This is a genomic window from Streptomyces sp. NPDC029836 (assembly GCF_055574495.1).
In genome coordinates, this window is the sequence record NZ_JBVHZI010000013.1 from 1 (window position 1) to 21,882 (window position 21,882).

Sequence of the window (21,882 nt, forward strand, 5' to 3'; positions counted from 1 at the left end):
CCGGGGGGGCGCGGGCACCCCCGGCACCGGGGCCCCGCCCCCCCGGGGGCGGCCCCCGCCGGGGGCGCGCGGGGGGGGGGGGGCGGCCCCCCCCCCCCGCCCCCAACCGGGGGGGGCCCCCCCCCCGGGGGGGGGGGGCCCACGCCCGTGCTCGCTCCGCGCGTCCGCGCACTCGCGTGCGCGACGTGCGGGCGGCGACCGCCTACTTCGCGGCGTTGAGGATCTCGCGCGCCAGCTTCGCGGTCTCGGTCGGCGTCTTGCCGACCTTGACGCCCGCGGCTTCGAGGGCTTCCTTCTTGGCCTGTGCGGTGCCGGAAGAACCCGAGACGATGGCGCCGGCGTGGCCCATGGTCTTGCCCTCGGGGGCGGTGAAGCCCGCGACGTAACCGACGACCGGCTTGGTGACGTTCTTCGCGATGAAGTCCGCCGCACGCTCCTCGGCGTCGCCGCCGATCTCACCGATCATGACGATCAGCTCGGTGTCCGGGTCGGCCTCGAAGGCCTCCAGAGCGTCGATGTGCGTGGTGCCGATGACCGGGTCGCCACCGATGCCGACGGCGGAGGTGAAGCCGATGTCGCGCAGCTCGTACATCATCTGGTAGGTCAGCGTGCCCGACTTGGACACGAGACCGATCTTGCCGGGCTTGGTGATGTCGCCCGGGATGATGCCGGCGTTGGACTGGCCGGGGGTGATCAGACCCGGGCAGTTCGGGCCGATGATGCGGGTCTTGTTGCCCTTGGCGGTCGCGTACGCCCAGAAGGCGGCGGAGTCGTGCACCGCGATGCCCTCGGTGATGACGACGGCCAGCGGGATCTCGGCGTCGATGGCCTCGACGACGGCGGCCTTGGCGAAGGCCGGCGGGACGAAGAGGACGGAGACGTTGGCGCCCGTCTTCTCGATCGCCTCGGCGACGGAACCGAAGACCGGGACCTCGGTGCCGTCGAAGTCGACGGTGGTGCCGGCCTTGCGCGGGTTCACGCCGCCGACGATGTTGGTGCCGTCAGCCAGCATCAGCTTGGTGTGCTTCATGCCCGTGGCACCGGTCATGCCCTGGACGATGACCTTGCTGTCCTTGTTGAGGAAGATAGCCATGTGAGTCTTTGACCTCTGCCCTTACTTCGCAGCCGCGAGCTCGGCGGCCTTGTCGGCCGCGCCGTCCATGGTGTCCACGCGCTGAACCAGCGGGTGGTTGGCGTCCGACAGGATCTTGCGACCCAGCTCGGCGTTGTTGCCGTCGAGACGGACGACCAGCGGCTTGGTGACCGCCTCGCCCTTGTCCTCGAGCAGCTGCAGCGCCTGGACGATGCCGTTGGCGACCTCGTCGCACGCGGTGATGCCACCGAAGACGTTGACGAAGACGGACTTGACGTCCGGGTCGCCGAGGATGATCTCCAGGCCGTTCGCCATGACGGCGGCGGAGGCGCCACCACCGATGTCGAGGAAGTTGGCCGGCTTGACGCCGCCACCGTTCACCGACTGGTAGGCCTCGCCGGCGTAGGCGACGACGTCGAGGGTGCTCATGACGAGACCCGCGCCGTTGCCGATGATGCCGACCTCACCGTCGAGCTTGACGTAGTTGAGGTTCTTCGCCTTGGCGGCGGCCTCCAGCGGGTTCGCGGCCGCGTGGTCCACGAACTCCACGTGGCCCGGCTGGCGGAACTCGGCGTTCTCGTCGAGCGAGACCTTGCCGTCGAGCGCGATGATGTCGCCGTTGGCGACCTTCGCGAGCGGGTTGACCTCGACGAGGAGCGCGTCCTCGGCGATGAAGGTCGCCCACAGGGTCACGAGGACCTCGGCGACCTTCTCGGCGACCTCGGCCGGGAACTTCGCCAGCGCGACGATCTCGCGGGCCTTCTCGATCGTGACGCCCTCGTTGGCGTTGACCGGGACCTTCGCGAGGGCCTCGGGGGTCTTCTCCGCGACCTCCTCGATGTCCATGCCGCCCTGCACCGAGGCCATGGCCAGGAAGGTGCGGTTGGTGCGGTCGAGGAGGTACGAGACGTAGTACTCCTCGAGGATCTCGGGAGCGGTCTCGGCGATCATCACCTTGTGGACCGTGTGGCCCTTGATGTCCATGCCCAGGATGTCCGTCGCACGGGCGACGGCCTCGTCCGGGGTGGCGGCCAGCTTGACGCCGCCGGCCTTGCCGCGGCCGCCGACCTTCACCTGCGCCTTGACTACCGACTTGCCGCCCAGCTTCTCGGTGGCCTCGCGAGCCGCCTCAGGCGTGTCGATGACTTCACCGGCCAGCACCGGTACACCGTGCTTGGCGAAGAGGTCCCTCGCCTGGTACTCGAACAGGTCCACGCGCGTCCGTCCCTTGTCTTCAAAGATTCGCAGTGATTCGCGGTTGTCTGCTATCTGCGTGGGCGTGCCGCGGAGGGCAACGTGACGGCGCTGTCACAAGGAAGGCGCACACGGTGACCGTGGACGCGGCATGTCCGTCCCGCAGGTTATCCCCGTGGGCCGTGGGTCCCTAAATCGCAGATCACACCTGAGCGGTGATACCTGTCACAGATCCCCTGACGGTTGAACTGCGTGTTCGTGTGATCTGCCGATTTACGACCGCACGGTGCGCGCCCGCGCACGACCCCCGTCAGGGGACCGGCAGGGGGCGCTTCTCCAGCGCCGCCGCCATCACGTCCGGGAACAGATCGGGGGTGCAGGCGAACGCGGGCGTCCCGAGGGCGGCGAGGGCCGCCGCGTGTTCGCGGTCGTAGGCGGGGGCGCCTTCGTCGGAGAGCGCGAGCAGGGTCACGAACTCCACCCCGGCGCCCTTCATCGCGGCGACCCGCTTGAGCATCTCGTCGCGTATGCCGCCCTCGTAGAGGTCACTGATCAGGACGACCACCGTGTCGGCGGGCCGGGTGATCTTCGACTGGCAGTAGGCCAGCGCCCGGTTGATGTCGGTGCCGCCGCCCAACTGCGTACCGAAGAGGACGTCGACGGGGTCGTCGAGCTGGTCGGTCAGGTCGACGACCGCCGTGTCGAAGACGACCAGTCGGGTCGCGATCGAGCGCATGGAGGCGAGGACCGCGCCGAAGACGGAGGCGTGGACGACGGACGCCGCCATCGAGCCCGACTGGTCGATGCAGAGGATGACTTCCTTCTTCACCGCCTGCGAGGCCCGGCCGTAACCGATGAGCCGCTCCGGGACGACCGTGCGGTACTCGGGCAGGTAGTTCTTGAGGTTGGCCCGGATCGTCCGGTTCCAGTCGATGTCGTGGTGCCGGGGCCGGTTGATCCGCGCGGACCGGTCCAGGGCGCCCGTGAGCGTGGCCCGGGTACGGGTCGCCAGCCGCTTCTCCAGCTGCTCCACCACCTTGCGGACGACGGCCCGGGCCGTCTCCTTCGTGGTGTCCGGCATGGCCTTGTTGAGCGAGAGCAGGGTGCCGACGAGGTGGACGTCCGGCTCGACGGCCTCCAGCATCTCCGGCTCCAGCAGCAGCGAGGCCAGCCCGAGCCGCTCGATCGCGTCCCGCTGCATGACCTGCACCACCGAGGCCGGGAAGTACGTACGGATGTCCCCGAGCCAGCGCGCCACGTTCGGCGCGCTGCCGCCCAGTCCGGCCGACCGCTCCCCCGAGGCCCGGCGGGAGCCGCCGGCGCGCGCGCCGCCGTACAGCGCGCCCAGTGCGGCGTCCATCGCCGCGTCCCGCCCGGTCAGCGTGCGGCCGGTGCCGTCGGCCTCGCCGCCGCCGAGCACCAGCCGCCACCGCCGCAGCCGCTCCGCGTCGCCACCGGTGTCCCCGCCCGCGGCGCTCTCCGCCGGGTTCTGCGCTGCCCTCATGTCCCCGTCCCCTCCAGTCGTTTCCCACGCGTTCCGTACTCCGCCTCCACAGGCGTACGGGCCACCCGGTGCTGGGACCGGAAGGGTCCACCGGGTCGCGGCGCCCGGCACGGCACCTCGCCGCGTTGTCGGACCACGGAAGTACTCCAGTACGAGCCGCGGCCCTCCGCCTCGCGACGCACCGCACCGAACACCGCGACCCGGCAAACCCTTCCGGCCACAGCACTAGGCCGGCGCCGCGGACAGCAGCAGCCGGACCAGCCCTTCCGCCGCGTCCGCCCGGACCGGGTCCGGTTCCGCGGCGAAACCCGCCCGGGCGCCGCCCGGCGCAGCGGCCGCGGCCCGCCCCCCGGGTCCGCGCCGGACCAGTTCGCCCAAGGCCCGCTTCACCCCCGGTTCGTACCCCCCGAACGTCCGCCGCAGCAGCGGCAGTACGTCGATGAAGGCGCCCTCCGGCACCGACACCAACCAGGCGTCGATCAGGCGCAGCAGCCGCTCGTCGTGGACAAGCAGCGTGCCGCCGCCCGCGCTCCCGCCGGCGAACCCCTCGATCCAGCCCGCCGCGTCGGCCGGCGCGGACGCCGGGGACAGGGCGAGGCCCATCAGTCGGGCCGTCTCCTCGGCCGGGAGCCGGCCGTCGTCCAGCAGCAGTCGCGCGGCCCGGCCGCGGATCAACCCGGGCACGCTGTCCCGCTCGGCCAGCGCCCGCAGGACCGCCGACCAGCGCTCGCGCGGCCCGCCGGCCTCCCGGGCGTCCGCCAGCAGGGCCAGCGCCCCGTGCACGCCGTCCACATGGGTGCGCAGTTCGGCCGCCCCGTCGGCGTCCAGTCCGGCCGCGCACGCGGGCGGCAGCGCCACGCAGATCCGCTCGGCGAGCCCGGCGGCGACCGCGCCGAGCGCCGCCGCGTCCGTCCCCCGGACGTCCCCGTACCGAAGCGAACGGGCCAGCGCCGGCAGCGCCTTGGCCAGGCCCGCCACATCGGTGTCGAGCGCCGCCCGGTCGGCGAGCGCCCGCAGCACGGCCGGCAGCGCCTGCGACAGCCCGGCCAGCAGGCACCGTTCGGCGAGCGCCGTGACGGCCCCCAGGTCATCGGCCCCGGCCGCGTCGGCCTCGGCCCTGGCGGTGGCCGCCCCCAGGACGGTGGTGCCCCAGATCCCGGCCTCGGCGACCCGGACCGACAGCTCCGGCTCCCAGCGCAGCCGCCAGGTCTCCCGGAAGGTCCCGGTGCTGCCCCGGGAGGCGACGGGCACGCCCCAGTCGATCCCGAGCAGCCTCAGCCGGTGCAGCAGCAGGGACTTGGCCGTGTCGGTGTCCTTGCGCAGGTCCAGTTCCAGCTCGCGCTCCTGCGCCTCCGCCTTGAGCCGCAGCGAGCGCAGACTGCGGGTGAGGTCCCGCTGGAGCGGTACGACGGGTGCCTCGTCCGGGACCTCGCCGAGGACGTCCCCGACGACGAGCCGGTCCTCGATCAGCGCGAGCGGCACGTCGGAGCCGTCGCACATGACGGCCCGGACCGCCTCCAGGGTCTCGGTGAGCCCCGGCAGCGGCCGGCCGCGCACCGCGGCCAGGGTCGAGGCCAGCCGGACCGCCTCGATGACGTGGGCGGAGGAAACCTGGAAGTCCTCCTCGCGCAGCAGACCGGCGACCTTGGTCAGCCACCGCTCGACGGGTCGGTCGCGGGCCGCGAACAGGTGGGCGTACCAGCCGGGCGAGGTGATGCCCGCCCCGTACCCGCCGGCCCGCGCGAGCCTGCGGTGGGTCCAGGGCACCCAGGTGGTCTCCACCTTGACCTTGGGCAGGCCGGTAAGCAGCGCCTTGTCGGCGCTCGCCGTCGCCTTGGCGGCAAGCGCCGGGACGTGCCAGGCCCCGCAGACCACGGCGTAGTCGTCGCCGAACTCCCGCCGGGCGGCCCGCATCCGCTGCCGCATGTGGGCCTCGCGGACGGGATCGCGCGGGTGGCCGCCGTCCCCGTACGCCTCGCGCAGGGCCCCCATGGCCTCCGCGAGGGCCTCGAAGGCGGCGAGCGGATCGCCCGCGGCGCCGCTGCCGCGGTGCTCGACGACGTCCTCCCACCAACGTTCGGGGTCGTCGTACCCGGCGGCCTCGGCCAACACCCCGAGCGGGTCCAGCCGGACGTCGCCGGCCCCCTCCCCGTCGCCGGCGCCCGTCTCCCCCTCGGGCGCCGGCGCGGCGAGGGAGTGCGCGGCCGGCAGGTCGATGAAGCGCACCGGCACGTCCCGCGCCTGCGCCCAGCGGATGGCGACCCACTCCGGGGAGAACCCGGCCAGCGGCCAGAACGCGGCCCGGCCCGGATCGTCGGCGGCGTGCGCGAGCAGGGCGACGGGCGGACGCATCCCGGGCTCGGCCGCCAGCGGCAGCAGAGCGTCCCCCTCGGGCGGGCCCTCGATCAGCACGGCCCGCGGCTGCGCCGCGTCCAGGGCGGCCCGCACCGCCCGCGCGGAGCCCGGCCCGTGGTGGCGCACGCCCAGCAGCAGCGGCCCCTTGGCGGCCGGGCTCATGCCGAGACCTCCCGGCAGGCGCGGTAGAAGTCCTTCCAGCCGTCCCGCTCGCGGACCACGGCCTCCAGGTACTCCTGCCATACGACCCGGTCGGCGGCCGGGTCGCGGATGACGGCGCCCATGATCCCGGCGGCCACGTCGGAGGGGCGCAGGACGCCGTCCCCGAAGTGCGCGGCGAGCGCGAGCCCGCCGGTGACGACGGAGATGGCCTCGGCCGTGGACAGGGTCCCGCTGGGCGACTTCACCTTCGTCCGGCCGTCGCCGGTGACCCCGTCGCGCAGCTCGCGGAAGACGGTGACGACCCGACGGATCTCCTCCAGGCCCTCGGGTGCGGCGGGCAGGTCGAGCGAGCGGCCCATCTGGTCGACGCGGCGGGCGACGATGTCGACCTCGGCGTCGGCGGTGGCGGGCAGCGGCAGGACCACGGTGTTGAAGCGCCGGCGCAGCGCGCTGGACAGCTCGTTGACCCCGCGGTCGCGGTCGTTGGCGGTGGCGATGAGGTTGAACCCGCGAACGGCCTGCACCTCTTGGCCCAGCTCCGGTATCGGGAGCGTCTTCTCGGACAGGACGGTGATGAGCGTGTCCTGGACGTCGGCGGGGATGCGGGTGAGTTCCTCGACGCGGGCGGTCATGCCCTCGGCCATGGCCCGCATGACGGGGCTGGGGACGAGGGCTTCGCGGCTCGGTCCGTGGGCGAGGAGGCGGGCGTAGTTCCAGCCGTAGCGGATGGCTTCCTCGGGGGTGCCGGCGGTGCCTTGGACGAGGAGCGTGGAGTCCCCGCTGACGGCGGCGGCGAGGTGTTCGGAGACCCAGGTCTTGGCGGTGCCCGGGACGCCGAGGAGGAGCAGGGCGCGATCGGTGGCGAGGGTGGTGACGGCCACTTCGACGATGCGGCGCGGGCCGACGTACTTGGGCGTGATGACGGTGCCGTCGTCGAGCGTGCCGCCGAGCAGGTAGGTCGCCACGGCCCACGGGGAGAGCTTCCAACGGGTGGGCCGGGGACGGTCGTCGGCGGCGGCCAGGGCTTTCAGTTCGTGCGCGAAGGCGTCCTCGGCGTGCGGTCGCAGGGCTTCTGCGGGGCTCTCGTTCTCGATCGTGGTCATGGTCCCCCTCCAAGGCTCTCCAGCCGCTTCCGGCTGCTGCACCCAAGGTGCACCATGCCACTGACAACACCCGTCTTTCGAGCTGTTGTTGCAGGTCAAAGCGATTGTCAGTGGGGGTCCCTACGGTGGTTCCCATGACTGAGCAGGGGGTTCGTTGGACGACGGAACAGGTACTGGCCCTGGCTCCTGACGAGGCGTCGCGCAAGGCGGGGGGCAGGCTGGGCGGGGCGGGTCCGTGGTCGCAGACCGGAGGTTCCGCTTCCGGTGCGGTGTGGGGGTGGTGCAAAGGCAGCGGCAGTACGCCGTACCGGACGGTCGTGGACCTGACGGGGCCGGCGTACAAGTGCTCCTGCCCGAGCCGGAAGTTCCCGTGCAAGCACGCGCTGGGACTGCTGCTGCTGTGGGCGGCGGAAGGGGTGGGGGATCCGGTCGACGCACCGGACTGGGCGGGGGAATGGCTGACGGAGCGGGCGGCGAAGGCCGCCCGGCCGGTGGCCGGACCGGTGGACGAGGAGGGGGCCAGGCGCCGCGCCCTGCGGCGGGCGGAACGGATCGGCGCGGGGGTCACCGAGCTGGAACAGCGGCTCGTGGACCTGGTGCGCGCGGGCCTGGCCGGCCAGGAGCAGGCGGGGTACGCGCCGTGGGAGGAGACGGCGGCCCGGATGGTCGACGCGCAGGCTCCGGGATTGGCCTCCCGGGTAAGGGAGTTGGGGACAATACCCGGTTGCGGCCCGGGCTGGCCCGCGCGGATGCTTGAGGAGTTCGCGCTGCTGCACCTGCTGGACAGGGCCTGGCTGGGGGCGTCCGGGCTGCCGGAACCGCTGGCCGCGACCGTCCGGAGCCGGGTGGGGCTGCCGTCCTCGGGGGAGGGCGAAACCGTACGGGACCACTGGCTCGTCCTGGCCCAGTACGACTCGGCGTCCCCGGACGGCCGGCTCATCACCCGCCGGATCTGGCTGCACGGGCTGGGGAGCGGGCGCCCGGCCCTGGTGCTGGACTTCGGACCGCCCGGGCGACCGCCGGGGCCGGCCCTGCCGGTCGGCCTGGTGCTGGAGGCGGAAGCCCGCTTCCGTCCCGGTTCGGCGGGGCTGCGGGCGGACCTGGGAGAACGGTTCGCGGCAGCGGCGGCGGACACCCGGGTTCCGGCCGGGGTGGGCACGCAGGAGGCACTGGCCGCGTACGGCGACGCGCTGCGGGAGGACCCGTGGCTGGAGTCGTGGCCGGTGGTACTGGGCCCGGTGATCCCGATACCGGGGGAATCGGGCGACGGCGGCTGGCAACTCGCGGACGCCCAAGGGGAGTTCGCACTGCCGGTGCACCTCGCCGGAGGCCGTTCACGGTCGGGCCTGTGGCAGCTGGCCGCCCTCTCGGGCGGCGGCCCCGTCACGGTGTTCGGCGAGTGCGGTCACCGCGGGTTCACCCCGCTGACGGCATGGCATCCGCAGGGGGCGGAGCCGGTCGCCCTCGGGTGACGTCGGGCGGGGAGCAGGAAGCGACGGCGCGGGGGCGCCGTCGTGAGGAAACGAGTAAGCCGGGGGGCTTTGATGAACGACAACCACGCGAGCTGAGGCACTGACCGATCCGACACGGACGCTCCGGTCCCGCGGAGGGGGCGGGACCGGAGCACGGAACGACAAGAGGGAGGGGTCCGATGAACGGCACGGCCGAGGCGAACGAGAAGAGCGCGGCACCGCAGGACTGGGAGGAACTGGTCGCCGTCGCGCTGCTGGGAACCGAGCGACGGGGCGGCGCACCGCAGGCCCTGCTCGACGCGGCGGCCGTGCAGACCCTGCGCCGCCGCGCCGGGCTCCGGCCGGCCCCGGCCGGCCCGTTGCCGCCACCCGCACCACGGGATCCGCGTCCGGCGCCGCCGGACGCGGCCCGGCGGCGGCTCGCGCAACTCCTGGCGGGCCGCACGGGCGCGGGCAGCGCCGGCGGCCGGCGCGGAGCCTCACCCGACCTGACGGAACTGCTGCCGCAGTGGCTCGCCACCGCGGCGCGGCACGGCTACCGGGCCCCGTCGGCGCTGGTCCCGGCGCTGCTGGACGCGGCCCGGGCCCGGACCGACCTGCGCCCCCAGGCCCTCGCCCTGGCCGGGGCGCGGGGCCTGTGGCTGGCCCGGTTCAACCCGGACTGGCGGTTCGCGCTGCGCGGCGGGACGGGCGGCGCCGGCGAACTGCCCGACCCCGCCGACCAGGAGGCGGTGAACCGGCTCTGGGAGGAGGGGCTGTTCGCCGAACGGGTCGCCCTGCTGGGCGCCGTCCGGGCGCACGAGGCGGCGGCCGCGCCCCGTCTGCTGGCCACCACCTGGTCCACCGAACGGGCCGAGGACCGGCTGATGTTCCTGGATTCCCTCAGGGAAGGCCTCTCCCCCACGGACGAGCCGTTCCTGGAATCCGCTCTCGGGGACCGCAGCCGCAACGTACGGGCGACCGCCGCCGAACTGCTGTCGGCCCTGCCGGGCTCCGCCCTGGCCGGCCGGATGGCGGAGCGGGCGCTGGCCTGCGTCGGCCCGCGATCGGTGACCCCGCCCGCCGAGTGCGACGCGGGCATGCTCCGCGACGGCGTGGTCAAGCGCCCCCCGGCGGGACGCGGCGAACGGGCCTGGTGGCTCGGCCAACTCGTGGAGGCGGCGCCGTTGGCCTGCTGGCGGGACCGGTTCGGCGGGCTCGGCCCGGCGGAGATCGTGGCCCTGACGGTGGCCGAGGGCTGGGCGGAGGAACTGCACGCGGCGTGGTGCCGGGCGGCCGTCCGCCAAGGCGACGCGGAGTGGTCGAAGGCCCTCCTCGGCGCACCCTCGGCACCACCGGCGGCTGGCCCGGGCACCGCGTCCCTGGCCGAACGCGCGAAGCTGCTGGAAACCCTCGCGGAGGACGAACGGGCTTCCTGGGTGGCGGAGTTCATACGGGCCCACGGCCTCTCGGAGGCCTTCCAGCTACTCGGCGTCTGCCTGGTCCCGTGGTCCGGGGCCTTGGGCCGGGCCGTGGTCGAAGCCCTCGACTCCGCCCGCGAGGCGGGCAGCTACCCGTGGAGCTTCAGCGGGGTGATGGGCCTGGCCGAACGCTGCCTCGACCCCACGGAAGCCGCCCACCTGGAGGCCCTCACCGCCGGCGCCCAGGACCCGCCGGACGCCTCCCCGGGCGCGGCCGCCTACTGGTCGGAAGCCTTCCAACGCCTGGTGGCCACCCTCCGCCTCCGCGCCACGATGCTCACCGAACTCACCCCACCGACCCCTTGAGAACGATGCCCCGCCGCCCCCCACAGGGCGGGCCCACACAGGCCGGGCCCACACAGGTCGGGGCCACCACAACGACCCGGCGCCGACCCGAACCGGCCCCGGCCCCGACAGGGCCGGGGCCGACGGCAACTACTGCCGCACGTTCCCGTTGACCCAGTCCACGATCGCCGTGGTGGTCGCCCCCGGCGTGAAGATCTCCGCGACCCCCTTCGCCTTGAGCGGAGCGATGTCGTCCTCGGGGATGATCCCGCCGCCGAACACCTTGATGTCCTCCGCGTCCCGCTCCTTCAGGAGCTCCAGCACGCGCGCGAACAGCGTGTTGTGGGCGCCGGACAGGATCGAGAGACCGATCGCGTCGGCGTCCTCCTGAATGGCGGTGTCCACGATCTGTTCGGGGGTCTGGTGGAGGCCGGTGTAGATGACCTCCATGCCGGCGTCGCGCAGCGCACGTGCGATCACCTTGGCACCCCGGTCGTGGCCGTCGAGACCCGGCTTGGCCACCACCACACGGATCGGACCGGTCACACCCATCGCACTGCCTCCCGAGTGAACGAACGTTAAGTACAGCATCGCGCACCGCACCGTTTCGCGGTCAACCGGGAGGGGGAAATCACACGTGGGACACAGCGGATCCTTCACCGCCGAGTCGCCCCGCCACCGCGCCGACAGCCGCCCGGCACGGTGGCGGGGTCGCTTCGGCGGTGCGGCCGTGTCCCCGAGAGGTCCAGGGGAGGGCCGTCCATGGGGCTGTCGATCACACCGCTGCCGCTGCCGCTGTCGATGACCGGGGCGGCCCTGCGCGCCGCCGTCCTGGAGGCCGTCGTCCTGGCCGGCCACCTCCTCCTCTATCCCACCGGACTCCTCGAAGAGCGCCCGGCGCCGGCGACCACGCACACCGACCCCGACGACGCCGTCGCCGACCCGGACGCCACCGCCGAACCCGCCCACCCCGGACAGCGTCCCCCCGTACTGCTCCTGCACGGGTTCACCGACAACCGTTCGGTCTTCGTCCTGCTGCGGCGCGCCCTCGGCGCGGACGGTCTGCGCCGGGTGGAGACGTACAACTACTCCCCCTTCACCCGCGATCTGCGCGTCACGGCCCGCCATCTCGCCCGGCGGATCGAGGAACTGTGCGAGCGCAGCGGGCAGGACCGGGTGGACCTCGTCGGGCACAGTCTCGGTGGCCTCGTCGCCCGTTACTACGTGCAGCGGCTCGGCGGGGACGCGCGGGTGCGGACGCTCGTCACGCTCGGCACCCCTCACGCCGGCACCCGGGTGGCGCCCTTCATGGACGCGCACCCGCTGGTCCGGCAGATGCGTCCGGAGTCCGAGGTGCTGACGGAACTGCGCGCCCCGTCGCCCGGCTGCCGGACCCGGTGCGTCGCCTTCTGGAGCGAGTTCGACACCCTGATGGCGCCGACGGGGACGGCCAGGATCGAGCACCCGGACCTGGACGCGACGAACGTGCAGGTCACCGGCATCGGTCACCTGGCCCTGCCGGTCCATCCCGCCGTGATCGCCGCCGTTCGCCGCGCCCTGGACGGCCCGGTCACCGACGCGACGGCGCCCGCCAGGACATCGAGCGCGCCGACGGCGCCGACCGCTCCCGCCACCGGCCTCACCGCTTCCACGGGAACCAAGGGCCAAAGCCTGGCCATGTGAGCGCCCCGGAGACACGAACACACCGGAGGCGCGCTCGCGCTCCCTCCCAACCCCAGTCGAACTAATTTCGAACTCAAGGCCAAGGCTCGGTGTTCGGAGGACCGAAAGGGCGCCGAATGCCCCGATCCCGTAAGAACGGAACCCGCCGAAGATTGTCGTCCCCAGTAACCGACGGGTACAGTCACGCCACTGCTCTCCTCCGGTGAACCTTGAGTTCCCCGGCCACCCAGGCCCCCCACTGCCGAGGCGAAAGAGAAGTTGGTGAACGACCGCCCGACGTCGGGCCAGTACCCCGAAACCGGGTACGACGGCCTTTCCACCACCACTTTCGCTGGTGACCAGGCCTACGTTTCCTATGAAACGCAGAGCCAAGGCTACCAATACCCTGCGGATTACACGGCTTCCGGCACCTACGACGCCTACGGCTCGTACCCGTCGACCGGTTCGTACGACACCACCGCGTGGTCCGCGCCGGAGACCTACCTGCCGACCGTGCCCAGCCAGGGCGTGCCCGACGACGGCACCGGGCAGTGGGACGCGAGCGCGTGGCACGGGACCGGAACCGGAATCGGCTGGGACTCGGCGTCCTTCGGCCACGACCCCGCCGCCTCGGAGCAGACGGGTCACTGGACCCTCCCGGGATACGGGCAGGAGACCGGCACCTACGACGCCACCGCCTGGAACGGCGGCGGGATCACCGAACCGGTCACCGACACCGGCCCCCGGACCTACGTCGACGTCAACTCCCAGTCGGCCTCCTACGGTTACGAGGCCACGACCGTCGTCCCGGTCGTCCCGGCCGCCGAGAGCGCAGGCCCGTACGGCGACGGCTACGCGGACTCCTACGCCGATCCGTACACCGAGTCCTACGCCGGCACCTCCCCGGAGCCCTACGCCGATCCGTACGTCGAAGGCCGGGCCGAGGCCGACCTGCACACCGCCGAGACCTCCGTCTTCGAGGCGGTGACCGCTCCGTCCGCGAACGAACCGGTCTTCATCGACGGCGTGCACGACCTGCCCACCCAGGCCATGCCGGTCACCCCGAGCGAGCCGCGCCCGTCCCGGCGGGCCGGGGCCAAGGGGTCGGCGAAGACGAAGGCGAAGGCAACGCCCGCGCCCACGCCCACATCCGGGTCCACGTCCACGCCCACGTCCAAGGGCGGCGCCAGGACCACCCCCGTCAAGACCGGTGGCGCCGGCGGCAACACCCGCCGCCGCACCCCCGCCAAGCGTTCCGCCCTGCTGACCGTCGCGGTGCCGTCCGCCTGCGTCATGGGCGTCGCAGGAGTGGCCGCGGCCTCGGTCGGCGGACTCGCCGGGAGCACCGAGAAGCCGTCCGAGGAGACCACCACGATGGCGGCGCCCGATCCCGCCTCGGTGCAGCCGGTCGCCGCGAACAACAAGCTCGACACCCAACTGGCTGCGCTCAGCGCCGACGCCGGTGACTTCGCGGACCGCGCGAGCCGCACACAGGAACGCATCGACCTGCGCCAGCGCCAGGAGGACGAGAAGAAGAAGCGGGCCGAGGAGGCCGCCGCCAAGGAGGCGGCCCGGCCCAAGTTCGCGGTGCCCGTCACCCAGAACGGCCTCTCCGCCAGCTTCGGTCAGGCCGGCGGCATGTGGATGTCCGTGCACACCGGCATCGACTTCCCGGTCTCCTACGGCACCCCGGTCATGGCCGCCACCGACGGCACCGTGCGCACCCAGTGGAACAGCGCCTACGGGAACATGGCCATAGTGACCTCGCCCGACGGCACCGAGACCTGGTACTGCCACCTCGGCAGCACCAAGATCCGCTCCGGCAAGGTCAAGGCCGGCGACGTCATCGCCTACTCCGGCAACTCCGGCAACTCCACGGGCCCGCACCTGCACTTCGAGGTGCGACCGGGCGGCGGCTCCGCGATCGACCCGCTGGCCTGGCTGCGCAGCCACGGCCTGGACCCGAGGTAACGCACCCGCCCGGCCCGAGGTGTGGGACCTCGGGCCGTCGGACCGTGGGGCGACGGGGCGATGACGCCCGGCGGGCCTACAGCTTCTGCACCGGCGCGTAGCGCAGCAACAGCCGCTTCGGCTTGTCGTCACCGAAGTCGATCGTGGCCTGCGCGTCGGCACCGGCTCCCCGGACCTCCATGACGGTGCCCAGGCCGAACTGGTCGTGCGTGACCCGGTCCCCGACGGCCAGCGCGATCACCGGTTTGTCGGAGGCCCGGCGCGTGGCGAACCCCGACGGGCCGGTCTTCGTACGCGACGAGGACAGGAACGCCTCGGGCGAGGTCCCGAAGGTCGCCTTGCCGGAGCTCGAACCGGATCCGTACCCGGAGCCGCGCATCGGGCCGGCCGGCTTCTGGGTGGCCCCCGTCCGCTTCCACTGGAGGTACTCGGTGGGGATCTCCTCCAGGAACCGGGACGGCGGGTTGTACGAGGGGGTGCCCCAGGCGCTCCGCATGCCGGAGCGGGTCAGGTACAGCCGCTCGCGCGCCCGGGTGATGCCGACGTAGGCGAGCCGGCGCTCCTCCTCCAGCTCCTTGGTCTGGCCGAGGGCGCGCATGTGCGGGAAGACGCCGTCCTCCATGCCCGTCAGGAAGACCACGGGGAATTCCAGGCCCTTGGCGGTGTGCAGGGTCATAAGGGTGATGACGCCGCTGCCGTCCTCGTCCTCGTCCGGGATCTGGTCGGAGTCGGCGACGAGCGCGACCTGCTCCAGGAACTCGGAGAGGGTGCCCGGACCGGCCGCGACGACCGCGCCATCGGCCGTACCGTCGGCGGTCGCGCCGTCGGCGGGCTCGCCGTCCGTCGCCGGGGCGTCCGCTCCGGCGCGCGCCTGCTCGAATTCCAGGGCGACGGCCGCCAGCTCCTGGAGGTTCTCGATCCGCGTCTCGTCCTGCGGGTCGGTGGACGCCTGGAGTTCGGCGAGGTAGCCCGTCCGCTCCAGGACCGCTTCCAGCACGACCGCCGGACCGGCGCCGGATTCGACGATGGTGCGGAGCTCCTCCATCAGCACGTTGAACCGCTTGACGGCGTTGGTGGAGCGCGCGGCCATCCCGAAGGCCTCGTCGACGCGCTTCAGCGCCTGCGGGAAGGTGATCTTCTCGCGCATCGCGAGGGCGTCGATCATCGCCTCGGCCCGCTCGCCGATGCCGCGCTTGGGCACGTTCAGGATCCGTCGCAGCGGGACGTTGTCCTCGGGGTTCGCCAGGACGCGCAGGTAGGCCAGGACGTCCCGGACCTCCTTGCGCTCGTAGAAGCGGACGCCGCCGACGACCTTGTAGGGCAGCCCGACGCGGATGAAGATCTCCTCGAACACGCGCGACTGCGCGTTGGTCCGGTAGAAGATCGCGACGTCGCCGGCCTTGGCCTCCTTGGCGTCGGTCAGGCGGTCGATCTCGTCGGCGACGAACTGCGCCTCGTCGTGCTCGGTGTCCGCGACGTAGCCGGTGATGACGGAACCGGTGCCGGCCTGGGTCCACAGGTTCTTGGCGCGGCGGTTCTGGTTGCGCTCGATGACCGCGTTGGCGGCGGACAGGATCGTCTGCGTGGAACGGTAGTTCTGCTCCAGCAGGATCGTGGTCGCGTCCGCGTAGTCCTCCTCGAACTGGAGGATGTTGCGGATGGTCGCGCCGCGGAAGGCGTAGATCGACTGGTCGGCGTCACCCACGACGCACAGCTCGGCGGGCGGCAGGTCCGGGTATCCGGTGCCGACCAGCTCGCGCACGAGCGTGTACTGGGCGTGGTTGGTGTCCTGGTACTCGTCGACCAGGACGTGCCGGAACCGCCGGCGGTAGTGCTCGGCGACGTCCGGGTGGGACTGGAGCAGGTGGACCGTCGTCATGATGATGTCGTCGAAGTCGAGGGCGTTGGCCTCGCGCAGCCGGCCCTGGTACATGGCGTACGCCTGGGCCACCGTCTTCTCGAAGCCGTCGACGGCCTGGGCCGCGAAGGCCTCGTCGTCGATCAGCTCGTTCTTCAGGTTGGAGATCTTGGCGTTGAAGGACTTCGGCGGGAACTTCTTCGGGTCCAGGTCCAGGTCGCGGCAGACGAGCGCCATGAGGCGCTTCGAGTCGGCGGCGTCGTAGATCGAGAACGACGAGGTGAAGCCGAGGAGCTTGGACTCGCGGCGCAGGATGCGGACGCAGGCGCTGTGGAAGGTGGACACCCACATGGCGTTCGCGCGCGGGCCGACGAGGTTCTCGACGCGCTCCTTCATCTCGCCGGCGGCCTTGTTGGTGAACGTGATCGCCAGGATCTGGCCGGGGTGGACGTGCCGCGCGGACAACAGGTGGCCGATCCGGTGGGTGAGCACCCGGGTCTTGCCGGAACCGGCGCCGGCCACGATGAGCAGCGGGGAGCCCGCGTGCACCACGGCGGCGGCCTGCTCCTCGTTCAGCCCGTCGAGGAGCGTCGCCGGGTCGATGACGGGCCTGGGGGCGCCGTCCCGGTAGTACGCGTCCCCGCTCAGGGGTGCGTCGAACCGACCGCCGAAGAGGTCGTCCGCGTCCCGCTCCGGGGCAGCGTGTTCCTCGGGGGGCGGCGGGACCTCGTCGGAGGGGGTCAGGTCCGCCAGGAAACTGTCGTCAAAGAGGCTACTCATCGCCTTCCGAGTCTAGGGGGCGGGACCGACAGCCCGTTCCGTCCCCCGGGAATCGGCCGGATCCGCGGGACCCGCACGCCCCCCGGGCCCGCGCGTCGGGGGGGTCGGGGGCACCCGTACGCTCGACCGCATGGACGTACTGATCAATGTCTTCGTCGGCCTGCACATCATCGGGATCGCCTCCCTCCTGGGCGGTTTCCTGACCCAGATGAAGGCGATGGGCGCGGGCACCGCCCGCTTCGTGCCCGCGATGCTGCACGGCGCGCTGACCATGCTCGTGACGGGCGTGCTGCTCGTCGGCTTCCGCGAGATGGGTGACGGCGCCCCGCTGAACCACGTCAAGATCGGCGTGAAGCTCGCGATCCTCTTCGTGGTCCTGGCCCTCGTCTACGTCAAGCGCGACGACGAGCACGTGGACAAGGGTCTCTTCGCGACGGTCGGCGCGCTGACCACGGCCAACATCTTTATCGCCGTCCTCTGGCACTGACCGATCGGTCCCGATCACGAACGGCCACTTCGGGCCATCTCGTCACCGTCCCGTTACCTTCGGGTCTAGCGTCCTCCCCCGAGACCGACGGAAGGACGTGAGGCCCCCGTGGCCAGTCATCGAAAGCCCAGGCAGCGCCCGTTCAGCGGTGGTGGCGTACGGACCGCCACCACGCTCGTGCTGGCGGGCGCTGCCACCGCCACCGCCTTCGAGGGCACCTCGCACGCGGACCCCCGACCGAGCCCCGCCGAGGTGAAGACGGAGGTCGACCGGCTCTACCAGGAGGCCGAGGCCGCCGGCGAGCGGTACAACGGGGCGAGGGAGCAGGCCGACGGGGCCGAACGGGCGCTGACCGGCCTGCGCGAGGAGTCCGCCCGTCGCACCGACCGGCTGAACACCGCCCGCACCGCGCTCGGGTCGCTGGCCGCCACCCAGTACCGCAGCGGCGGCCTCGGCCCCGCGATCCAGCTGGCCATGGCCGCCGATCCGCAGGACTACCTCGACCGGGCCTCGTTCCTGATCCGGGCCGGCAAGCGCACCGCCGCGGAGGTGTCCTCCGTACGCCGCGGCCTGGACGACGTCGGCAAGCTGCGCGACCAGGCCTCCGGACGGCTCGCCGACCTGCGGGCCCGGCAGGAGGAGTCGGCCGGACACAAGGCCACCGCCGAGGCGAAGCTCAGCGAGGCCAGGCGCCTGCTGGCCCGGCTCACCGCCGAGGAACGGGCCGCGTACGAGGCCCAGTCGGGCACCGCCACCACCGCGGCCCCCGCCCGAGCGCCCGGCACTCCCCCGCCGCCGGCGCCCGCCGACGGTTCCCGCGCGGCGCGGGCCGTGGCCTTCGCGTACGGGGCGATCGGCAAGCCGTACGTCTGGGGCGCGACGGGCCCGGGTTCCTTCGACTGCTCCGGGCTGACGCAGGCGGCCTGGCGCGCGGCCGGGGTGTCCCTGCCCCGCACGACGTACACCCAGATCAACGCCGGACAGCGCGTCGCGCGCGGCCAACTGGCCCCCGGGGACCTGGTCTTCTTCTACTCCGGCGTCACGCACGTCGGCATGTACGTCGGGGGCGGCCAGATGGTCCACGCCCCGCGCCCCGGCTCCACGGTGCGCCTCGCGCCGATCGACTCCATGCCGTGGGCGGGCGCGGTCCGTCCGGCGTGACGGACGCCGGGGCCCGAGCGGCCCACGGTCGCGCGGGCCGGGCCGGGCCGGGGCGGGGCGGGGCGGTTACGGTGCCTTGACCGTCCGGCTCAGCCAGTCGAAGGTCTGCGGGAGCTGCTTCGACCAGGAGTCGAGGTTGTGGCCGCCGGTCACCTTCTCCGCGTGGACGACGGTGGGGGCCTGCGCGATCGCCTTGAGGTCCGTGCCCGACAGGTAGCCGTCCTGTTCGGCGCCCGACATCCACAGGGACACCGGCGGCGGGGTGGGCGCGGACTTCAGCAGGTGCTTCAGGTTGTGGGTGCGGCGCAGTTCGGGGTCCTGGGCGACGAGCGAGGAGGGTTCCTGCCCGGGGTCGTTGTAGCCGGACAGCGAGACGGCCGCGCCGTAGCGGTCGGGGTGGGCGATGGCCAGCTTGGCGGCGCAGTACGCGCCCGCCGAGTAGCCGGCGACGCCCCAGCTGCGGGCCTCGTCCGTGGTCCGGAAGTTGTCGGTGACCATCTTGCGGACGTCGACGCTGAACCAGCTGTCCGCGTTGACCTTGCCGGGGAGGTTGGCGCAGCCGGTGTCGGCGTTGCCGAGCAGCATGGCGCGCGGGGAGACGAGGATGAACGGCTGGACCTTGCCGCTCTTCATGAGGGGTTCCAGCACCTCGTGGGCCTTGAGTCCCTGGAACCAGGACTTGCCGGTGCCGGGGATGCCGGGGATCAGTTCGACGACGGGGAACTTCTTGTCCTTGAACGCGGGGTCGTCGTACTGCGGGGGCAGCCACACCATGACGTCGCCCTTGACCCCGGAGATCTTTCCGTCCAGCTCGGTCTTCTTCACCCGGCCGCCGAGCCCGTCGACCGGGACGAACTCCTGGCGGACCTTGGGCTCTTCCCTCACCTGCTCGGCCTTCTTCCCGCCGAGCCCGTCGGGGCCGAGGTCGGGGGCGGCGGTGACGTAGGTGCCGGTGCCGAGGAGGTCGCCCCAGGACGCGTAGAAGTTCATGTCCCGGTTGACCGCGACGAACACCAGGGCCACGGCCGTGACCTGGGCGAAGACCACCATGAGGCCGCGGGCGGCGAGGCGTGCGACGGCGGGGCCGCGCACCTTGCTCCACACGACCAGCGGCAGGACGACGGCGATCGCCGCCAGGGCCACCACGGTGGCGAAGAAGGGGGTCCCCGTCAGGCTCATCACGCCCCCGAAGAGGGCGGACGCCCACTGCCCGGTTGCACCGACCGACCGCGATGTGGATCACATCGCCGGGCGGTCGGTACGAGGCCGCGGCCGGGCGGTCAGACCAGGCGGCGGGCCGTCGCCCAGCGGGTCAGTTCGTGGCGGTTGGACAGCTGGAGCTTGCGCAGGACCGCCGAGACGTGCGATTCGACGGTCTTCACCGAGATGAACAGCTGCTTGGCGATCTCCTTGTACGCGTAGCCGCGCGCGATCAGCCGCAGCACCTCGCGTTCGCGCTGGGTGAGCCGGTCGAGGTCCTCGTCGACGGGCGGGGCGTCCGTCGAGGCGAACGCGTCGAGCACGAAGCCGGCCAGTCGCGGCGAGAACACCGCGTCGCCGTCCTGGACCCGGAAGACCGAGTCGACCAGGTCGCTGCCGGTGATGGTCTTCGTGACGTACCCGCGGGCGCCGCCCCGGATGACGCCGATGACGTCCTCGGCGGCGTCCGACACCGACAGCGCCAGGAACCGCACCGGGTTCTCGGCCGCCGCCATCAGCGGGGCGCAGCGGCGCAGCACCTCGACGCCGCCGCCGCCGGGCAGGTGCACGTCGAGGAGCACCACCTCGGGGCGGGTGGCGGTGATGACGGTGACGGCCTGGTCGACGTCGGCCGCCTCGCCGACGACCTCGACGCCGGTGCGCGCGGTCTCCCCGATCTCGGCCTGTACTCCGGTGCGGAACATCCGGTGGTCGTCGACGAGCACCACCCGGACCCGCCTGGCCTCCGTCACCGCGTTGTCCTCGGTCATGCCGCCCTCTCCATCTCCAGCTCGACTTCCGTGCCGCCGTCGGGCGCGGACCGCAGTCGCGCGGTCCCGCCGTTGCGCTGCATCCGGCCGATGATCGATTCTCGTACGCCCATCCGGTCGTCCGGTACGGCGTCGATGTCGAAGCCCGGTCCGCGGTCCCGTACGGAGACGAAGACGGTGTTGCCCTCGACCTCCGCGTAGACCTGTACCGGGCCCCCCTCGCCACCGTACTTGGCCGCGTTGACCATTGCCTCGCGCGCGGCCTGGATCTGTGCGGCCAGCTTCTCGTCGAGCGGGCAGTCGCCGACGACGACGACCTCGATGGGGACGCCGTGGTGGTCCTCGACCTCGGCGGCGGTCTTCTTCACGGCCTCGGCGAGGGTGGTGGGCTCCTCGGCCTCGTCCTTGCCGGTGCCCTCGGGCTTGTACAGCCAGTTCCGCAGCTCGCGTTCCTGGGCGCGGGCCAGTCGGCGCACCTCGCCGACGTCCTCGGCGTTGCGCTGGATCAGCGTCAGGGTGTGCAGGACGGAGTCGTGGACGTGGGCGGCGACCTCGGCGCGTTCCTGGGCGCGGATGCGCATCAGGCGTTCCTCGGAGAGGTCCTGGGTCATCCGGATCAGCCAGGGTCCGGCGAGCAGGGCGACGCCGACGAGGACGGCGAGGGTGGCGGTGAGGACGTTGCCCAGCTGGGCGGCGGAGCCCCGTACGACGATGAAGAGGGTCAGGCCGACGCCGACGAGGGCGACGCCCGCGAGGGCCCGCACGACCTGGAAGAGGCGCCCGTGTCGGCCGGCGGCGGCGCTCCAGTGGGCGCGGCGGGCGTTGTCGGCCTGGCGCCAGACGAGGACGACGCCGGCGCCGACGAGCAGGGTCGGCCAGACGTAGCGGCCGTTCTCGCCGCCGACGCGGAGCTGGGAGAAGAAGATGCCCGCGCCGACGGCGAGCGCGATCAGGCCGGAGATCTGCCCCTTGCCGGGCTTGCGCAGCCGGCGGGTGCCGTCGGGGAGGGTCTCGAAGAAGGAGTGGTGTCCGGTGCTGCCGCCCACGCCGAGCGGTACGAAGACCCAGAACGCCGCGTAGAGCAGCACCCCGAGCCCGTCTCCGAACATGAACATGCCGAGGAAGGCGAGGCGGACCCATAGCACCGGCAGCCCGAGGTGCCCGGCCAGGCCGCGGGCGACGCCGCCGAGCATCCGGCCGTCGGCGCTGCGGTAGAGCCGGCGGTGCGGGATCGCGGGATCGGCGGGGTCCGGTGCGTGCGGGGTGCGGGAGGCGGCGGCTGCGGGCATGTCACCGATGGTCACACGCGCGCGGGACCGCGGGCATCAGGGCATCCCCCCAGTTACGGCCGGGGGATATCAGGGT

At 72.8% G+C, this 21,882-nt stretch carries 16 protein-coding genes; 6 read left to right on the top strand and 10 right to left on the bottom strand.

The window, feature by feature from the left end:
• Positions 1–202: 202 nt before the first annotated feature.
• From sucD to ACZ4XJ_RS29645, 5 genes are all read right to left on the bottom strand, one after another.
• Complete coding sequence (gene sucD / locus ACZ4XJ_RS29625) at positions 203–1,093, bottom strand: succinate--CoA ligase subunit alpha (protein ID WP_362881815.1); 891 nt, start codon at positions 1,091–1,093, stop codon at positions 203–205.
• Positions 1,094–1,114: 21 nt separating this feature from the next.
• Positions 1,115–2,308 carry an ADP-forming succinate--CoA ligase subunit beta gene (sucC, locus tag ACZ4XJ_RS29630; protein ID WP_383989241.1) on the bottom strand — a complete coding sequence of 398 codons (1,194 nt, stop codon included), beginning with the start codon at positions 2,306–2,308 and terminating at the stop codon, positions 1,115–1,117.
• Between the two features lie 289 nt (positions 2,309–2,597).
• On the bottom strand, positions 2,598–3,791 hold the full coding sequence (locus tag ACZ4XJ_RS29635) for a vWA domain-containing protein (protein WP_468497993.1): 1,194 nt from the start codon (positions 3,789–3,791) through the stop codon (positions 2,598–2,600).
• 225 nt (positions 3,792–4,016) lie between these two features.
• Positions 4,017–6,308, bottom strand: a complete 2,292-nt coding sequence (locus ACZ4XJ_RS29640) for a DUF5682 family protein (protein ID WP_468497994.1) — start codon at positions 6,306–6,308, stop codon at positions 4,017–4,019.
• Positions 6,305–7,411, bottom strand: a complete 1,107-nt coding sequence (locus ACZ4XJ_RS29645) for an ATP-binding protein (RefSeq protein WP_362881822.1) — start codon at positions 7,409–7,411, stop codon at positions 6,305–6,307. Before ACZ4XJ_RS29645 ends, ACZ4XJ_RS29640 begins: the two co-directional genes overlap by 4 nt.
• 134 nt (positions 7,412–7,545) lie before the next feature.
• Between ACZ4XJ_RS29645 and ACZ4XJ_RS29650 the strand changes: the two genes are divergently transcribed.
• Positions 7,546–8,883: an SWIM zinc finger family protein gene (locus ACZ4XJ_RS29650; protein WP_468497995.1), complete on the top strand. Its 1,338-nt coding sequence runs from the start codon at positions 7,546–7,548 to the stop codon at positions 8,881–8,883.
• 179 nt (positions 8,884–9,062) lie between these two features.
• Positions 9,063–10,649 carry a DUF5691 domain-containing protein gene (locus tag ACZ4XJ_RS29655; protein WP_362881826.1) on the top strand — a complete coding sequence of 529 codons (1,587 nt, stop codon included), beginning with the start codon at positions 9,063–9,065 and terminating at the stop codon, positions 10,647–10,649.
• A 129-nt stretch (positions 10,650–10,778) separates the two neighbouring features.
• Here ACZ4XJ_RS29655 and ACZ4XJ_RS29660 read toward each other — a convergent pair whose 3' ends face one another.
• Positions 10,779–11,180 (bottom strand): cobalamin B12-binding domain-containing protein, encoded by a 402-nt coding sequence (locus ACZ4XJ_RS29660; protein WP_383989226.1) that lies wholly within the window; start codon positions 11,178–11,180, stop codon positions 10,779–10,781.
• Positions 11,181–11,390: 210 nt separating this feature from the next.
• Between ACZ4XJ_RS29660 and ACZ4XJ_RS29665 the strand changes: the two genes are divergently transcribed.
• Entirely contained in the window at positions 11,391–12,311 is a 921-nt protein-coding gene (locus tag ACZ4XJ_RS29665; protein ID WP_468497996.1) for an esterase/lipase family protein, read from the top strand.
• Positions 12,312–12,572: 261 nt separating this feature from the next.
• The gene (locus ACZ4XJ_RS29670) at positions 12,573–14,261 is read left to right on the top strand and encodes a M23 family metallopeptidase (protein ID WP_468497997.1); all 1,689 of its coding nucleotides are present in this window, start codon (positions 12,573–12,575) and stop codon (positions 14,259–14,261) included.
• A gap of 76 nt (positions 14,262–14,337) precedes the next feature.
• Here the strand turns inward: ACZ4XJ_RS29670 and pcrA are convergent, their stop codons facing one another.
• The gene (gene pcrA, locus ACZ4XJ_RS29675) at positions 14,338–16,899 is read right to left on the bottom strand and encodes a DNA helicase PcrA (protein WP_362881833.1); all 2,562 of its coding nucleotides are present in this window, start codon (positions 16,897–16,899) and stop codon (positions 14,338–14,340) included.
• A gap of 130 nt (positions 16,900–17,029) precedes the next feature.
• On the opposite strand from pcrA, the gene ACZ4XJ_RS29680 reads away from it, so the two are divergent.
• Together ACZ4XJ_RS29680 and ACZ4XJ_RS29685 are read left to right on the top strand one after the other, a co-directional pair.
• Positions 17,030–17,386, top strand: a complete 357-nt coding sequence (locus tag ACZ4XJ_RS29680) for a hypothetical protein (protein ID WP_383989214.1) — start codon at positions 17,030–17,032, stop codon at positions 17,384–17,386.
• 108 nt (positions 17,387–17,494) lie between these two features.
• Positions 17,495–18,547, top strand: coding sequence for a C40 family peptidase (locus ACZ4XJ_RS29685; protein WP_468497998.1), 1,053 nt, complete (start codon positions 17,495–17,497; stop codon positions 18,545–18,547).
• Between the two features lie 66 nt (positions 18,548–18,613).
• Here ACZ4XJ_RS29685 and ACZ4XJ_RS29690 read toward each other — a convergent pair whose 3' ends face one another.
• From ACZ4XJ_RS29690 to ACZ4XJ_RS29700, 3 genes are all read right to left on the bottom strand, one after another.
• Entirely contained in the window at positions 18,614–19,726 is a 1,113-nt protein-coding gene (locus tag ACZ4XJ_RS29690) for an alpha/beta hydrolase (RefSeq protein ID WP_362881839.1), read from the bottom strand.
• Positions 19,727–19,827: 101 nt separating this feature from the next.
• The gene (locus tag ACZ4XJ_RS29695; protein ID WP_281209609.1) at positions 19,828–20,517 is read right to left on the bottom strand and encodes a LuxR C-terminal-related transcriptional regulator; all 690 of its coding nucleotides are present in this window, start codon (positions 20,515–20,517) and stop codon (positions 19,828–19,830) included.
• Positions 20,514–21,806 (bottom strand): PspC domain-containing protein, encoded by a 1,293-nt coding sequence (locus ACZ4XJ_RS29700; RefSeq protein ID WP_383989205.1) that lies wholly within the window; start codon positions 21,804–21,806, stop codon positions 20,514–20,516. Before ACZ4XJ_RS29700 ends, ACZ4XJ_RS29695 begins: the two co-directional genes overlap by 4 nt.
• Positions 21,807–21,882: the final 76 nt, after the last annotated feature.

What these genes read in the sequence shown, in the direction of transcription:
- ACZ4XJ_RS29690 (WP_362881839.1), bottom strand. Translation starts at nt 19,726, where the DNA reads ATGAGCCTGACGGGGACCCCCTTCTTCGCCACCGTGGTGGCCCTGGCG.
- ACZ4XJ_RS29645 (WP_362881822.1), bottom strand. Translation starts at nt 7,411, where the DNA reads ATGACCACGATCGAGAACGAGAGCCCCGCAGAAGCCCTGCGACCGCAC.
- ACZ4XJ_RS29635 (WP_468497993.1), bottom strand. Translation starts at nt 3,791, where the DNA reads ATGAGGGCAGCGCAGAACCCGGCGGAGAGCGCCGCGGGCGGGGACACC.
- ACZ4XJ_RS29695 (WP_281209609.1), bottom strand. Translation starts at nt 20,517, where the DNA reads ATGACCGAGGACAACGCGGTGACGGAGGCCAGGCGGGTCCGGGTGGTG.
- ACZ4XJ_RS29655 (WP_362881826.1), top strand. Translation starts at nt 9,063, where the DNA reads ATGAACGGCACGGCCGAGGCGAACGAGAAGAGCGCGGCACCGCAGGAC.
- ACZ4XJ_RS29665 (WP_468497996.1), top strand. Translation starts at nt 11,391, where the DNA reads ATGGGGCTGTCGATCACACCGCTGCCGCTGCCGCTGTCGATGACCGGG.
- pcrA (WP_362881833.1), bottom strand. Translation starts at nt 16,899, where the DNA reads ATGAGTAGCCTCTTTGACGACAGTTTCCTGGCGGACCTGACCCCCTCC.
- ACZ4XJ_RS29700 (WP_383989205.1), bottom strand. Translation starts at nt 21,806, where the DNA reads ATGCCCGCAGCCGCCGCCTCCCGCACCCCGCACGCACCGGACCCCGCC.
- ACZ4XJ_RS29640 (WP_468497994.1), bottom strand. Translation starts at nt 6,308, where the DNA reads ATGAGCCCGGCCGCCAAGGGGCCGCTGCTGCTGGGCGTGCGCCACCAC.
- ACZ4XJ_RS29660 (WP_383989226.1), bottom strand. Translation starts at nt 11,180, where the DNA reads ATGGGTGTGACCGGTCCGATCCGTGTGGTGGTGGCCAAGCCGGGTCTC.
- sucD (WP_362881815.1), bottom strand. Translation starts at nt 1,093, where the DNA reads ATGGCTATCTTCCTCAACAAGGACAGCAAGGTCATCGTCCAGGGCATG.
- ACZ4XJ_RS29650 (WP_468497995.1), top strand. Translation starts at nt 7,546, where the DNA reads ATGACTGAGCAGGGGGTTCGTTGGACGACGGAACAGGTACTGGCCCTG.
- ACZ4XJ_RS29680 (WP_383989214.1), top strand. Translation starts at nt 17,030, where the DNA reads ATGGACGTACTGATCAATGTCTTCGTCGGCCTGCACATCATCGGGATC.